The organism is Gilliamella sp. ESL1225 (genome assembly GCF_058502635.1).
In genome coordinates this window covers 1,748,159-1,763,112 of record NZ_CP196358.1, presented here as the reverse complement: position 1 = coordinate 1,763,112, position 14,954 = coordinate 1,748,159, and the positions used below count along the sequence as shown (strand labels likewise).

The window sequence follows — 14,954 nt, the reverse complement described above, 5'->3', positions numbered from 1 at the left end:
TTATTTTTGGCAGACTTTAATCATCAATTACTTAATAAATAGCAAAAAATGAGTGAGTTATAAAAAATCACTAAGCTAAAAAGATTAGGTTGTCACGTAATTGTTATTAAGTAAAATCGATGCTTATTACCGGGTATAAGGTAGCATACTGTAAATTATTTGCAAAGCAAAAAGTTGTTTAAGAAAGTGAGATGTAATGATATTAGCGAAATTTGCCAGCATTTCAAATTTCGCATATTTATGTGGTTGATTATTTAATCATGCAAAAGCAAAATTAAAACGTTTTTGGCATATGGCTCGTACAGTGTTTTTTTATTAAATAAATAATTTGCACAATAACAAATACCATAGCTTGAATAAGAATAATACACGCACTGGTTGCCGCGTTTAAATAATAGCTAATATAGGTACCTGATATCGTCGAAAACACAGCAACAAAGGTTGCAATAATCATCATATAACTAAGGCGTTTTGATAAGGTAAAAGCGGTAATACCTGGGGCGATAAGCATAGCAATCACTAATATTACCCCGACAGCTTGTAATGATGTCACAATGGTTAATGATAATAATGTTAATAAACCATAATGTAGTAATTTAACGGGTAAACCGATGACAGTTGCTTGGATAGGATCAAAACAAAAGAGCATTAAATCTCGGTATTTAAGAATGATAATAATAGAGACTAACGCTGCGATAATTAAAATTTGTATTAAATCCTTATATTGCGTTCCTAAAACGTTGCCGAATAAGACATGTGTTAAATGAACCGAGGTATCCACTTTTGAGAATAAGACAATACCAAAAGCAAACATGCCCGAAAAAACAATGCCCATAACGGTATCTTGTTTTACACGGCAATTTTGTTTGATAAAACCTGATGCAATTGAGCAACATAGTCCAGATACAAAGGCACCAAAGACAATAGGAATACCGATAACATAAGCAATAACAATACCCGGTAACACAGCGTGTGCGATAGCATCGCCCATTAATGACCAACCTTTTAATATCAAAAAACACGATAACAAGGCACAAACAATACCAGTTGCTAATGCTGCAATGATTGCTCTTTGCATAAAGGGGTAAGAAAGCGGTTTAATGATGAAGTCCCATATTTCTATCATTATGTTGTCCCCTTATTTTTTAATGAAGCGCTAATTCTTAAGCGTCTTGAAATTATACCTTGCTGAGGAGCAAATAAAAAAGCGAGGATAAATACAAGCGTTTGTAAGGTAACAATTACTCCACCTGTTTCACCGTTAATAAAATAACTTAACCATGCACCAATTGCGCTACTTAATCCGCCAATAATAATGGATAGAATGATTAATCGTGAAAATCGCTGACAAAGTAAATATGCCGTTGCACCTGGGGTAATGACCATCGCAATCACTAAAATAGCACCAACAGTTTGTAAAGCGGCAACGGTGCAGGCGCTTAATATTGTGAAAAAGATAATTTTAAGTCTTAAAGTTGGTAAGCCAATAGATTTGGCGTAAATTTCATCAAAAAAGGTGATGAGTAAGTCTTTCCATATTAAAAGAAGGATCGTAAATGAAATTAAAATAATTATTATTACTTGCCACATGTCACTATCATCAATTCCGAGTATATAACCAAAGGTGATAGTCATAATATCGACCGAGGTCGGGTTTAATGAAATGATAAGTAAACCGGCAGCAAAGAAGGTAGAAAAGATAAAACCAATAACGGCATCTTCTTTTAAGCGTAAATAATAACGTACAAAGGTAATACTTAGTGCGGCAAGTAAACCGGTAAAAAAAGCACCAATTGAATAGGGCAAACCTAATGCATAAGCACCTGCAACACCAGGTACTACCGAGTGGGAAAGCGCATCGCCCATTAAAGACCACCCCTTAAATATCAAAAAGGCGGATAAAAATGCGCATGCCATGCCGACTATTGCGCTTAATAAGATGGCTTTAGTCATATAAGCGTAATTAAAAGGCTCTAGTAAATATTCCATGTTAATTTATCCTTTTGGATCATGGACAAGGTGATCGATAAGTAGATCTTTGTGAGGAGAATCATGTTGACCTTCACCATAAAAAATAGCGGCTCTTTCATCATCGGTTAATATAGAAACTCTTCGTGGATCTTCATCATCATGTAAGGTATTACCAGAAAGGCTTAGATAACGTAATGTACCGCCAAAGGTCTGCATAAGATTATGGGGCGTAAAGGTTGTTTTGGTATCACCAAAAGCAAGAACAGTTCGGTTGATTAACACTACTTGATCACAAAATTCAGGTACACTACCTAAATTATGTGTCGAAACTAATATTAAATGCCCTTCATTACGCAATTCTTTAAGTAAATCAATAATGGCATTTTCTGTTTTAACATCGACTCCTGTAAAAGGTTCATCTAATAATAAGATTTTTCCTTGTTGAGCCAGAGCTCTAGCTAAAAATACTCGTTTTTTTTGACCGCCGGATAATTCACCAATTTGTCGATGTTTAAATTCAGTCATTGATACGCGTTTCAGCGCTAAATCAACCTGTTTTTTATCTTCTTTAGACGGGATTCGTAAAAAAGACATATGACCGTAGCGTCCCATCATGACGACGTCGGAAACCAGAACCGGAAAGTCCCAGTCGACTTCTTCAGTTTGGGGGACATAAGCGACGAGATTTTGTTTTAAAGCAGATTTGACAGGCTTATCATTAATCGTTACTTTTCCGGCTGTTGGACGCACCATTCCCATGATACTTTTAAATAACGTTGATTTGCCACTTCCATTTATCCCTACTAGCGCACAAATCGTTCCGCCAGCAAGAGAAAAACTGGCATCATAAATGGCCGTATGTCCATTATTATAGGTAACCGTGATGTTTTCGACATCTAACTGAATCTGACTCATTATTTTTCAAAACCCTGCGCAATAGTTTCAACGGTAACATTTAATAGATCAATATAAGTTGGGACTTTTCCATCTTTTGTTGATAAAGAATCAACATATAAAACGCCGCCGTATTTAATACCGGTTTCTTTACTGACTTGTAAAGCGGGTTTATTCGAAATGGTACTTTCGCTAAAAATAACCGGAATATTGTTTTTTCGAACAAGATCAATCACATGTTTTATTTGTTTAGGGGTTCCTTGACCTTCGGCATTAATTGGCCATAAATAAGCTTCCCGCAAATTATAATCTTGCGCTAAATAGCTAAAAGCACCTTCACTTGTCACTAACCAACGTTGATTATCGGGAATTTTAGCAAGACGTTCGCGTAAAGGCTCATCGAGTGCTTTGATTTTATCCGCATAAATTTTCGCATTTTGATTATAAATATCAGCATGTTTCGGATCATATTTGACCAGTGCTTTTCGAATATTTTCAATATAAACCAAGGCTAAAGTCGGCGACATCCACGCATGCGGATTGGGGTTGCCTTTATAACTTCCTTCTTGTATTGGTAAAGGATTAATACCTTCAGTAACAACAACAGCTGGAACATCTTTGACATCCTCAAAAAAACGTTTGAACCATAATTCAAGATTCAGTCCATTCCATAAAATTAAATCAGCAGAATGTACTTTAATAATATCTTGGGGTGTTGGCTCATATTCGTGTATTTCTGCGCCGAGTTTAGTAATTGACTCAACATCAGCTGCATCACCCGCAATATTTTGGGCGATATCTTGGATAATCGTAAAAGTTGTGACGACTTTAAATTTTTTTTCATCGCCATGAGCAAAATTTATAGATGCCAGTAAAACAGAGGCTAAAAGGGTAATAGTAAGAAGAACACTTATTTTGGATAAGCATCTAACGATTATGTTTCGATGATTTTTATATGCATTAAATGGAAGTGAAATCAAAGATAGTCTCCAAAAATAATTAATAATGAGAATTATTATTATTTAAATTAACTATGTCAATAACCTTATCATATTTAAGATTTTAAATAATGAAAAAGAAGAAGGTTATGGCTTCTTTTGAGCATCATTAATTTAAATAATCATAAAAATGATGATAGCCTTATTTATATATTGTGTATAGTCTAAAAAATAAAATCTTTCATTATGTTAAAAAATAATATTATAAAATAAGTTGATAAATTGATAAGTGATTGTATAAGTAATTTAATTAGGTTGTTATTATTTATTTTTAAATAAATTAGGAGTCGATGATGAAATTACGAAAAGTGATGATTATTGGTGTTGGGAATGTTGGTTCGACAACCGCTTACACACTTATTAATCGCGGTATTTGTGAAGAAATAGCACTTGTTGATATAAATAAAGAAAAAACCTATGGGCAACAGCTAGATTTACTTGATGCTGCAGCTTACCGCCAAAATATGATTAAAGTCAGTTTAAGAGAAGCGTCAGAATGTGCCGATATTGACATTGCAATTATTACTGTTACATCAGGTATGGCGAAAAAAAGTCGAGCAGAGGAACTTGATGGTACCTCAAAAATAGTCGAAGGCATTGTGCCGACAATGATGAAAAATGGCTTTAATGGTATATTTTTAGTAGCAACTAATCCGTGTGATGCGATTACTTATCAAGTTTGGAAACTCTCAGGTTTACCAAGACATCGCGTTATAGGCACCGGCGTTTGGCTTGATACAGTACGTTTACGTCGTTTATTAGGTGCCCAATTTGATATTGGCCCACAAAGTATTGATGCGTTTATTGTTGGTGAACATGGTGATTCACAATTTCCTGTTTGGTCTCATTCTTCGGTTTATGGTATCCCACTAAATAAATTAGAAAAAAGACAAATTGATTTTAAAGAAATTGGTGTTGAAGCAAGAAAAATGGGCTTTATTATTGCCGATCGTAAACATTGTACAGAGTATGGAATTGGTAGCACGATTACAGAAATTTGTCAGCAAATTTTTACCAATAGCCATAGAGCCCTCGCGGTAAGTTGTATTTTAGATGGGGAATACGGTTATAAAGAGGTTGCAATTGGTGTGCCTGCAATTTTAGATCAAAACGGTGTGAAAGAAATCATTCAACTTAAATTTGATTCTCAAGAGCAGCAGTTATTTGCGAATAGTATTGATATTATTAAAAGTTATTTAAAGCAAATTAATCTCCTTTAATAAGATAATTTTAATTTAGAATGTGTTGATTAATTTTTTAGAATCTTGTTATTGATAGATTAATCATAAAGTAATAATAAAAAGGATGAGAAATTAATATTTTCTCATCCTTTTTTGTATTTAGAATAATTATATGTGCAACTTATTTTTCATCTGGTAAGGCATAAGCAATTACATAATCACCACGTACAGGGGATTGGCGAGCCCCACTTGCTGAGATAACAATATATTGTTTACCTGTTTTAGGTGAGATATAACTAATTGGTGTTCCTTGGCTACCTACAGGTAAGCGCGCTTTCCAAACTTCTTCACCGGTTGCTGAATCAAAAGCACGCAAGTAGAAATCTTGTGTCGCAGCAAAGAATAATAAGCCTGATTTAGTTGTCATTGGTCCACCAATCGTTGGCATACCAATTGGAACAGGTAAATGCATTGGAATACCTAAAATACCTGTATCCATAACCGTACCGATAGGTTTTTGCCATACGATTTGTTTGGATTTAAGATCGATAGCTGTCATGGTACCAAAAGGTGGTTTTTGACATGGAATACCAAGCACAGAGGTAAATCGTAGGCGCATTGCCCCAAAAGGAGTACCTTCTTGCGGAACGATGCCCATCTCAATACCACTTGCATTTTTTGGGATATCTTTACGTGGGATCATCCAGTTAGTTAAACCAATACGCATGTCATTAACAAACATTAGATTTGTTTGCGGATCGACAGCAACGCTTCCCCAATTCATACCACCAAGTGAACCTGGATATTGTAAAGTCTTAGTCATTCCTGGTGGTGTGAATAATCCTTTATAATCCGATCCTGCAAAATCAATACGACATAATAGTTGATCGTAAGGTGTTGCACCCCACATATCTTCTTCAGTTAAAGTTTCATTACCAATTGATGGCATACCGACCGAGAAAGGTTGTGTTGCAGAATAATATTCACCTTCAACATTACCTGTTGGGACTAGTTTTTCTTGCACTTCGGCAATCGGTTTACCTGTTTCACGATCAATCATAAAAATTTGACCGGATTTAGTTGTTTGTACAAGCGCTTTTACAACACGATTTTGCCCGTCAGGAATATCATATAAAAGAGGTTGTGATGGTAAATCATAATCCCAGAGATCATGATGAACTGTTCTAAATGTCCATCGGATTTGACCGGTTTTACGTTCTAAGGCGACGATTGATGAATTATATTCATTATCGTATTCAGTACGGATACCACCAAAAAAATCTGGCGTTGCATTACCAGTTGGAACATAGATAAGATCTAAATCAGGATCGTACGCCGTTGTTGCCCAAACATTAACGGTGCCGCGAGTATAGGTTTGATTTGGCAACGGAACATCTGTAATACTTGGATTACCTGGATCCCATGCCCAAATTAATTCTCCTGTATGAACATCATAGGCTCGTACAACGCCACCAGGTTCACCAACTGAATAGTTATCGGCAACACGTCCCCCTACAACGATTTTGTCAGCAGCAACAAGCGGAGCTGCGGTAGGTTCGTAATAACCAGGTTTAATATCACCCATATTGACTTTTAGATCAACTACACCATGATCTCCAAAATCATCACATAATTTCCCCGTTTTTAAATCAATAGCCATCAGTCTTGCATCAACGGTATTCATAATAATACGTGATTGACATACTTGATTTTGATCATTTTGTTCATCAGGGGATTCTAGTTTAACATTTTGCGAATTCGCTAATGGTTTGTCAGTATAGAACGCAAGTCCTCGGCAACGGTGCCAATTTGGTGTTGTGGCTTTTGGATCAAAGCGCCATTTTTCTTTACCTGAATCTGCATCGACCGATATGACAATATTGTTTGGAGTACATAAGTAAACTGAATCTTCAATTTGTAGTGGTGTATTTTGATCTTCAGGACCTGAGCCACTATTGTAAGGAACATAACCTGTATGAAATTCCCACGCTTTTTCTAGATTTTTTACGTTCTCTTTTGTAATTTGATCAGCACCAGAAAAGCGGGTTCCTTTTGTTGTATTTGCATATTGTTGCCAATCAAGCGGGGCATCTTTTTTCGATAGGGAATTATTCATAATCACAATATCGTTTTTAATAACATTATGTTCTTTAAACATTAATGCTACGCCGATTGCGACAAGAATTAATAATAAAAATGCAATATAATAACCGCCTTTCCCTGCATTTGGATTGTCCGTTTTAAGTTGTAGTAGGCTTGGATAAATAAACGCAACTAACATAGCATAGCCAGTAAAAACTTCTAAACGCGTAAAGAGAGGCCAAAATTGTAGACCGACTTCACCAAATGCCCAAATGACGGTTAAAATATAGGCAATGGCATATATCCATACCCCTAAGGTGCTTTTTCTAAAAAGTAGGATAGCAGAAATAATTTGCGCAAGTCCCATTAGGCAATAAAAACAACTTCCATTTAAAGAAATTAATTTAAATCCAAAAAAGGTGAGATAAAGCCCACTAATTAAAAAAATGAATGCAACTAGCCATAAATAAAATTTACGGAACCAAGTTAAATTTACCATAAAATATTCCTTATTCTTTACTTTCTTTTAAGAAAGAGCCCCCTTGATTAAGGGTATTTAAAAAGCTATTTTTTAAAGATTGATAAAAAAAGTTATAAACAATTAATTTTGTTGCCTAATTAATGTCACAATAATAATTAAAAAAAATGATAAACATTATGAAAATAATATTTAAATTAAATTTAACGATTAATTAACATAATTAACAATATGCACTTAAATAGAAAGATAATCAATACTCTCAATTAAGGTATTTTAATTATTTTTTACTGTCTTTAATAATGATTAACAATACATATCGAGTTCATGAGAACAGATCAAAATGCTTATTTATTAAAAAATTTAAGGAAAAGTGAATAATAAAAAAAGCAACCAACATATTGATTGCTTTATTGATTCTATTTTTAACTTTTAAACTTTTATTGTTTTGAATTAGAAGTTTAATTAGGAGAGTTTGTTAAAAATAATTGTATTGAAGGATTATCGGTTTCATTGTGGAAATCATATCCTAATTGTGTTAAGTGTTGATTAAATTTTGCTTGACTTGCTGCATCAATTTCAAAACCAGCCAAAACTCGCCCACAATCGGTACCATGACTTCGATAATGAAACATTGAAATATTCCAATTTGTGCCAAGCGTTTGTAAGAATTTTAATAATGCACCTTGAGATTCAGGAAATTCAAAGCTATAGATTTGCTCTTCAATAGTTTGGCAAGGTTTACCGCCAATCATATATCTAACATGCAATTTTGCCATCTCGTCATCGGTTAAATCGACAACGGGGTAATTTGCTGATATCAGATCGCTCATAATGTCGTGTTTATCGTCGATTTTAGAAGTTTTAATCCCAACAAAAATACATGCCGATTTTTTATCATGATAACGATAATTAAATTCTGTTACCATGCGCCTGCCTAAAAGCTGGCAAAATTTTAAAAAACTGCCTTTTTGTTCAGGGATGGTAACAGCAAGTAGGACTTCGCGTTTTTCACCAAGCTCACAGCGTTCCGAGATATAGCGTAAATTATGAAAGTTTAAATTTGCGCCAGATAATATATGCGCTAAGTTTTCACCTTGTATGTTATGCAATGCGACATACTTTTTTAAACCGGCAAGCGCAACAGCGCCAGATGGTTCGGCAATGGCTCTTACATCATCAAAGAGATCTTTAACGGCTGCACAAATTTCGTCACTATCCACGGTAATAATATCGTCAAGATATTTTTGACATAAGCGAAATGTTTCATCGCCAATACGTTTAACAGCAACACCTTCAGCAAATAACCCCACTCGATTTAAATCAACAGGTTTACCTGCGTCGAGTGCGGCTTTTAAACATGCAGCTTCGACGGGTTCAACGGCAATGACTTTTATGTTCGGCATAATTTGTTTGATTAATACAGCAATGCCTGCAGCTAAACCCCCCCCACCGACAGGGACAAAAATGCGATCTAATTTTGCATTTTGTTGTATAAGTTCCATGGCAATACTGGCTTGACCGGCAATAACAAGCGGATGGTCAAAAGGGGGGATAAAAATTCGATTTTGCTGTTTTACAAGTTCTAGCGCTTTTGCTTTAGCTTCATCAAAATTTGCGCCATGTAATAACACTTCACCACCAAAGCTTTTTACGGCTTCGACTTTAATATCTGCTGTTGTTACAGGCATGACAATTAAAGAGTTAACGCCAAGTTTACTTGCCGAAAGGGCAACGCCTTGGGCATGATTGCCAGCGGATGCAGCAATGACACCTTGTTTGCGTTCTTCAGGCGTTAAACTGGCAATCATGGCTTGTGCACCACGGATTTTAAAGCTATGTACTAACTGGCGATCTTCTCGTTTAACGAAAATTTGATTATGTAAACGTGTGGATAAATTTTCCATTAATTCAAGCGGTGTGATATTGGCAACATCATATACCGCCGAGCAAAGCGTGGCCTTTAAATAATCTGCTCCAGTAAATTCGTTATTAGTTGGCTTCATGATGAATTACCTAATTAATTAGCAAGCTTGCTTTTATCACGTACAGCCCCTTTATCGGCACTGGTTGCAAGGCTTGCATAAGCTTTAAGTGCATAAGATACATAGCGATCACGGTGATGCGGCGTAAAGGCTTTATCTTGACGAGCCAATTCCTCATTACGACGTTTGGTTAGTTCCTTATCATCAACGATTAGAGCTAATTTTCGATTTGGGATATCGATATCAATAATATCGCCGTCTCGGACAAGTCCGATTAAACCGCCATTTGCCGCTTCGGGAGAGATATGTCCGATAGATAAACCGGATGATCCACCAGAAAAACGACCATCGGTGATTAGAGCGCATTTTTTACCTAATCCCATTGATTTTAAATAGCTAGTTGGATAAAGCATTTCTTGCATGCCAGGTCCACCTTTTGGTCCTTCGTAAATAATAACAACAACATCACCTTCAACAATTTTACCGCCTAAAATTGCTTCAACGGCATCTTCTTGACTTTCAAATACTTTTGCAGGACCTTTAAAAATAAGGTTTTCTGCTGCAACACCAGCTGTTTTTACAATGGCGCCATCTAAAGAAAGATTACCATATAAGGTGGCAAGTCCGCCGTCTTGACTATAAGCATGGGCTTTATCGCGGATACAACCATTTTCACGATCGGTATCTAACGAATCCCAATAACAATCTTGCGAAAAAGCTTGCGTTGTGCGAATACCAGCAGGACCGCTAAGGTACATCGTTTTAATTTCATCATTGGCGTTTTCAGTAATACCATACTGATCGAGAGTTTCTTCTAATGAAAGACCTAAAACGTTATGCACATTACGATTTAACAGTTTGGCTTTGTTTAATTCATTTAATATTGAAATAACGCCCCCGGCACGATGCACGTCTTCCATATGATAAAGCTGGGTACTTGGTGCGACTTTACAAAGATGGGGTACGATACGTGATAATCTATCAATATCAGACATTGTAAAATCAATTTCACCTTCTTGTGCGGTTGCTAATAAATGTAAAACGGTATTTGTTGAGCCGCCCATAGCAATATCTAATGACATGGCATTTTCGTAAGCTTCTTTTGTTGCAATTGAACGTGGTAAAAATGAATTATCATCTTGTTCGTAATAGCGTTTAGTAATATCAACAATACGATTCGCGGCATCTAAAAATAATTTTTCGCGCTGTTTATGAGTGGCAACAAGCGATCCATTACCCGGTAAAGATAAGCCTAATGCTTCGGTTAAGCAGTTCATCGAATTAGCTGTAAACATGCCTGAACATGATCCACAAGTAGGGCAAGCCGATTGCTCGATTTTATTGCTATCTTCGTCACTAACATTTGGGTTGGCGCCTTGAATCATCGCGTCAATTAAATCAAGCTTGATAATATTATCAGACAGTTTTGTTTTGCCAGCTTCCATTGGACCACCAGACACAAAAATAGTCGGAATATTAAGTCGTAAAGCAGCCATTAACATACCCGGTGTGATTTTGTCACAATTGGAAATACAAACCATAGCATCGACGCAATGGGCATTAATCATATATTCGACCGAGTCTGCAATAAGCTCTCTTGAAGGTAATGAATACAACATTCCTCCATGTCCCATAGCAATACCATCATCGACAGCAATTGTATTAAATTCTTTGGCATTACCGCCGGCTTTTTCGATTTGTTTGGCAACAAGTTGACCAATATCTTTTAGATGCACATGACCGGGTACAAATTGTGTAAAAGAATTAACCACCGCAATAATGGGTTTACCAAAATCTTCATCTTTTACGCCGGTAGCGCGCCATAAAGCACGAGCTCCAGCCATATTACGACCTTCAAAGGAAGTTTTGGAACGATATTTAGGCATTTTTTGCTCCCAATTTTTTTATTTTAAGCATCCCTTGTTGCTTGATTTCATATCAAGCATATCAAAGATTGCCCGTTAAACGTTTAACGGGCGTGAATTTATTTATTTTACAGGATCTAACCAACCATATTTATCTTCGGTTTTACCATCAAATAAACCAAAGAAGGCTTGTTGGATTTGTTTGGTGATTGGACCGGCACGACCAATGCCAATCTGGATACGATCAACACTTCTTACTGGGGTAATTTCAGCGGCTGTTCCTGTCATAAAGGCTTCATCAGCAAGGTATAATGCTTCACGCGATAGAGTTTGTTCGCGAATTTCGATACCCAGATCACGAGCTAGAGTTAAAACGGCGTCACGAGTTATGCCTGGTAAGGCAGATGAAGATAAAACTGGGGTAAATAAAATGCCATTTTTAATAATAAAAATGTTTTCGCCCGCACCTTCTGAAATATGACCATGAACATCTAACGCAATCCCTTCTTGGAAACCATTTAAACGAGCTTCTGAACCAATTAGTAAAGAAGATAAGTAGTTTCCTCCTGCTTTTGCTGCGGCTGGAATCGTATTAGATGCAACGCGGTTCCAAGATGAAACCATGGCATCAATACCTTGATCTAAAGCATCTTCACCTAAATAAGCCCCCCAAGGGAAAGCCGCGATGATAACATCTGTTTTATATCCAGGCGGTGGGTTAACTCCCATACCAACATCACCTATAAAGACCAGTGGACGAATATAAGCACTGGTTAATTTATTTTGTTTGATAGTTTGGCGCGTAGCTTCCATGATTTCATCAATGGAATAAGGCACAGGAAAGCGATAGATTTTTGCTGAATTTAATAAACGTTCGGCATGTTCGCGATGACGAAAGATAGCGGGTCCTTTGTGTGTATTATAACAACGAACACCTTCAAAAACCGATGTCCCGTAATGTAAAGCATGCGACATAACATGTACGTTTGCTTCTGCCCATGGTACCATTTTACCATTAAACCATAAAATATAAATCTGATTTTGCTGTTGATCCCATTTTTTCCCTCTTAAATTTTCATTATTAATTTAGAAATTGTGCACGTTGTCATATTTAATTAATCATGCCTTATTTCCAATTGCTTTTAACTATGTTGTGTTAAGTACGTTGTGTTAATTACATTGTCTTAACTTGTGTATATATCTTATTACGTTTAATTTCTTTAGTTTAGCTTTTTATGTTTAATGTTGCCTCTTAATGATTAATTGAAATGACATCGATTAATTTAGATATTTGATTTTTAATATTTGTCATCGATCGCGGACTACTTAATGTGAGTGTCATCGATAAACAATCATTAGCGATTTGTTGCATTTGCATAGCATGTATTTTTGCGCCTCGATGACGTATAACGCGTAGGATACGCTCTAGCGTTTCTAATTTATCGTATGCCGTTATGGTAACTTGATGGGTTAAATCATGCATAGTTTACTCCTGATAACTTTTTTCAAGCATGTGATGATTAGCTGCGCCTGGTGGCACTAAAGGCCAAACATTTTCAAGCTCATCGATGCAAACATGTAATAAATAGGCGTTTTTTGAATTGAACATTTCATCTAACGCATTGTCAATTTCCGATTTTTTATAAATAACTTTGCCGTCAATATTAAATGCATTGGCTAACATTAAAAAATCAGGGTTATCGCTTAAATTAGTCTCGCTATAACGTTCATTAAAAAATAATTCTTGCCATTGTCTTACCATACCAAGTCGTTGATTATCAATTAATACTATTTTGATAGGTAATTGTTTGCGTTTTATCGTTGCTAGTTCTTGTACATTCATCATAAAAGAACCATCACCGGAAATACAAATGACACAATCTCGTGGTCTTGCTAATTGTGCGCCAATCGCTGCAGGTAAACCAAAGCCCATTGTTCCAAGTCCGCTTGAAGTAATAAAATTTCGCGGATGGTCAAATTTCATATGTTGTGCTGACCACATTTGATGTTGTCCTACATCTGTTGTAAATATGGTATTTTGTGGTTTACGCTTTGATAGGGTGTTTAATAATGCAGGTGCATAAATATAATCGCCGGGATGATCATATCTTACGAGGTGCTTCTGGCGTAAATGGTCAATTTCATGGTGCCAGTTATTAATATCAGTTGTTACCATTAGTTGCGGTAAAATGTCTTTTAAATTTGCTTGTATGGTTAAATCAGCCTGACGTAATTTATTAAGTTCGGCTAAATCAATATCAATATGTAAAACTTGTGCTAAAGGTGCAAATTCGCTTAGTTTACCCGTTACCCTATCATCAAATCTAACGCCAAGGGCGATAAGTAAATCTGCTTCTTGTAAGGCTAAATTAGCGACTTTTGCGCCATGCATGCCAACCATGCCTAAATAATAGGGCTGGGTTGAATTAATGCTGCCTAATCCTTTTAATGTTGAAATACTTGGAATTTGTGTTTGTTGAATAAAATCATTTAATTCATCTACCGCGTCAGCTAATCCAATACCACCACCAATATAAAGTAACGGTTTTTTAGCTTGAGCAATCATTTCTTTTGCTTGTAATAGGATCTCGTCTGTTATAGGAAATGTATCTTGAGATGAAGAGAAGTGCGAATTTATGCAATTTATGTAATCTAAATCGGTAAGTTGGATATCTTTTGGAATATCAATTAAAATTGGACCCGGTCTTCCTGATTTTGCTAGATAAAAAGCTTCATTTAAAATATTCGGTAAATCCTCAGCGTTATTGACAAGGTAGCTATGCTTAGTACAAGCAAGTGATAAGCCTAAAACGTCAACTTCTTGAAAGGCATCGGTACCAATTAAATTATTAGGAACTTGCCCTGTAATGGCAATAATAGGGACTGAATCTAATAGCGCGTCGGCAAGTCCAGTAATTAAATTTGTGGCTCCTGGTCCTGATGTTGCAAGGCAAACACCAATTTTGCCAGTAGCACGGGCATAGCCAATTGCTGCCATAACAGCCCCTTGTTCATGGCGACATAATATATGCTCGATCCCGCCATCGTATAGCGCGTCATAAAATGGCATAATTTGCCCGCCAGGATATCCAAAAATGGTTGTTATGCCTTTTTCTTTTAATGTTTTAATGATCCATTGAGTCCCTAACATTATTTCCTCGCAACTATTTAATGTATTTTTAAACTTAAATTTATCATAAAAAAAACCCCCGCATATTTTGGCAGGGGTTTTGAAATTTAAGTCGTTCAAATAATTAACTCAAATGACGCCCCCGCGTTGGAATAATGACCACCACGCTGACAATAATTTTAATAAGAACGACTTTGAGTGAAAAATTCATAAAGAGTGTTAATTTATTCGTTGTTTTTTATAAAGTGATTTTTATAAATTACTCGTTTTTTTGAAAAGTGCAACTGTTTTTTTTACCATTAAGGAAAAGAATCATCCGATAAGATTAATATCAACCTTTAAATACAGATTAATTCTTAAAAAATAGCTA

At 35.9% G+C, this 14,954-nt stretch carries 11 protein-coding genes; 1 reads left to right on the top strand and 10 read right to left on the bottom strand.

The annotated features are described in order from the left end of the window. Positions 1–274: 274 nt before the first annotated feature. Genes ACSYSW_RS08040 through ACSYSW_RS08025 form a run of 4 tightly spaced genes read right to left on the bottom strand, consistent with a single transcriptional unit; the run spans position 275 to position 3,761 of the window. Entirely contained in the window at positions 275–1,126 is an 852-nt protein-coding gene (locus tag ACSYSW_RS08040; RefSeq protein ID WP_491705550.1) for a metal ABC transporter permease, read from the bottom strand. Beyond that, complete coding sequence (locus tag ACSYSW_RS08035; protein WP_491705551.1) at positions 1,126–1,989, bottom strand: metal ABC transporter permease; 864 nt, start codon at positions 1,987–1,989, stop codon at positions 1,126–1,128. Before ACSYSW_RS08035 ends, ACSYSW_RS08040 begins: the two co-directional genes overlap by 1 nt. A 6-nt stretch (positions 1,990–1,995) precedes the next feature. After that, positions 1,996–2,886, bottom strand: coding sequence for a manganese/iron ABC transporter ATP-binding protein (locus ACSYSW_RS08030; RefSeq protein ID WP_491706246.1), 891 nt, complete (start codon positions 2,884–2,886; stop codon positions 1,996–1,998). Further along, complete coding sequence (locus ACSYSW_RS08025) at positions 2,886–3,761, bottom strand: metal ABC transporter substrate-binding protein (protein ID WP_491706055.1); 876 nt, start codon at positions 3,759–3,761, stop codon at positions 2,886–2,888. Before ACSYSW_RS08025 ends, ACSYSW_RS08030 begins: the two co-directional genes overlap by 1 nt. Before the next feature lie 395 nt (positions 3,762–4,156). Between ACSYSW_RS08025 and ACSYSW_RS08020 the strand changes: the two genes are divergently transcribed. Beyond that, entirely contained in the window at positions 4,157–5,083 is a 927-nt protein-coding gene (locus ACSYSW_RS08020; protein ID WP_491706056.1) for an L-lactate dehydrogenase, read from the top strand. A gap of 142 nt (positions 5,084–5,225) precedes the next feature. Here ACSYSW_RS08020 and ACSYSW_RS08015 read toward each other — a convergent pair whose 3' ends face one another. The 6 genes from ACSYSW_RS08015 to ilvG all read right to left on the bottom strand — a co-directional run bounded on the left by ACSYSW_RS08015 (position 5,226) and on the right by ilvG (position 14,605). Further along, positions 5,226–7,625, bottom strand: coding sequence for a membrane-bound PQQ-dependent dehydrogenase, glucose/quinate/shikimate family (locus tag ACSYSW_RS08015; RefSeq protein ID WP_491705553.1), 2,400 nt, complete (start codon positions 7,623–7,625; stop codon positions 5,226–5,228). Positions 7,626–8,065: 440 nt separating this feature from the next. Further along, complete coding sequence (ilvA, locus tag ACSYSW_RS08010; protein WP_491705554.1) at positions 8,066–9,610, bottom strand: threonine ammonia-lyase, biosynthetic; 1,545 nt, start codon at positions 9,608–9,610, stop codon at positions 8,066–8,068. Between the two features lie 14 nt (positions 9,611–9,624). Next, positions 9,625–11,475, bottom strand: a complete 1,851-nt coding sequence (gene ilvD / locus ACSYSW_RS08005; protein WP_491706245.1) for a dihydroxy-acid dehydratase — start codon at positions 11,473–11,475, stop codon at positions 9,625–9,627. 102 nt (positions 11,476–11,577) lie between these two features. Further along, entirely contained in the window at positions 11,578–12,462 is an 885-nt protein-coding gene (locus ACSYSW_RS08000; RefSeq protein ID WP_491706244.1) for a branched-chain amino acid transaminase, read from the bottom strand. Between the two features lie 244 nt (positions 12,463–12,706). Continuing rightward, the gene (gene ilvM, locus ACSYSW_RS07995) at positions 12,707–12,937 is read right to left on the bottom strand and encodes an acetolactate synthase 2 small subunit (protein WP_491706243.1); all 231 of its coding nucleotides are present in this window, start codon (positions 12,935–12,937) and stop codon (positions 12,707–12,709) included. Positions 12,938–12,940: 3 nt separating this feature from the next. Next, positions 12,941–14,605, bottom strand: a complete 1,665-nt coding sequence (gene ilvG, locus ACSYSW_RS07990; protein WP_491706242.1) for an acetolactate synthase 2 catalytic subunit — start codon at positions 14,603–14,605, stop codon at positions 12,941–12,943. Positions 14,606–14,954 lie beyond the last annotated feature (349 nt).

What these genes read in the sequence shown, in the direction of transcription:
- ACSYSW_RS08035 (WP_491705551.1), bottom strand. Translation starts at nt 1,989, where the DNA reads ATGGAATATTTACTAGAGCCTTTTAATTACGCTTATATGACTAAAGCC.
- ACSYSW_RS08015 (WP_491705553.1), bottom strand. Translation starts at nt 7,625, where the DNA reads ATGGTAAATTTAACTTGGTTCCGTAAATTTTATTTATGGCTAGTTGCA.
- ACSYSW_RS08020 (WP_491706056.1), top strand. Translation starts at nt 4,157, where the DNA reads ATGAAATTACGAAAAGTGATGATTATTGGTGTTGGGAATGTTGGTTCG.
- ilvM (WP_491706243.1), bottom strand. Translation starts at nt 12,937, where the DNA reads ATGCATGATTTAACCCATCAAGTTACCATAACGGCATACGATAAATTA.
- ilvA (WP_491705554.1), bottom strand. Translation starts at nt 9,610, where the DNA reads ATGAAGCCAACTAATAACGAATTTACTGGAGCAGATTATTTAAAGGCC.
- ilvD (WP_491706245.1), bottom strand. Translation starts at nt 11,475, where the DNA reads ATGCCTAAATATCGTTCCAAAACTTCCTTTGAAGGTCGTAATATGGCT.
- ACSYSW_RS08030 (WP_491706246.1), bottom strand. Translation starts at nt 2,886, where the DNA reads ATGAGTCAGATTCAGTTAGATGTCGAAAACATCACGGTTACCTATAAT.
- ACSYSW_RS08040 (WP_491705550.1), bottom strand. Translation starts at nt 1,126, where the DNA reads ATGATAGAAATATGGGACTTCATCATTAAACCGCTTTCTTACCCCTTT.
- ACSYSW_RS08000 (WP_491706244.1), bottom strand. Translation starts at nt 12,462, where the DNA reads ATGGTACCATGGGCAGAAGCAAACGTACATGTTATGTCGCATGCTTTA.
- ilvG (WP_491706242.1), bottom strand. Translation starts at nt 14,605, where the DNA reads ATGTTAGGGACTCAATGGATCATTAAAACATTAAAAGAAAAAGGCATA.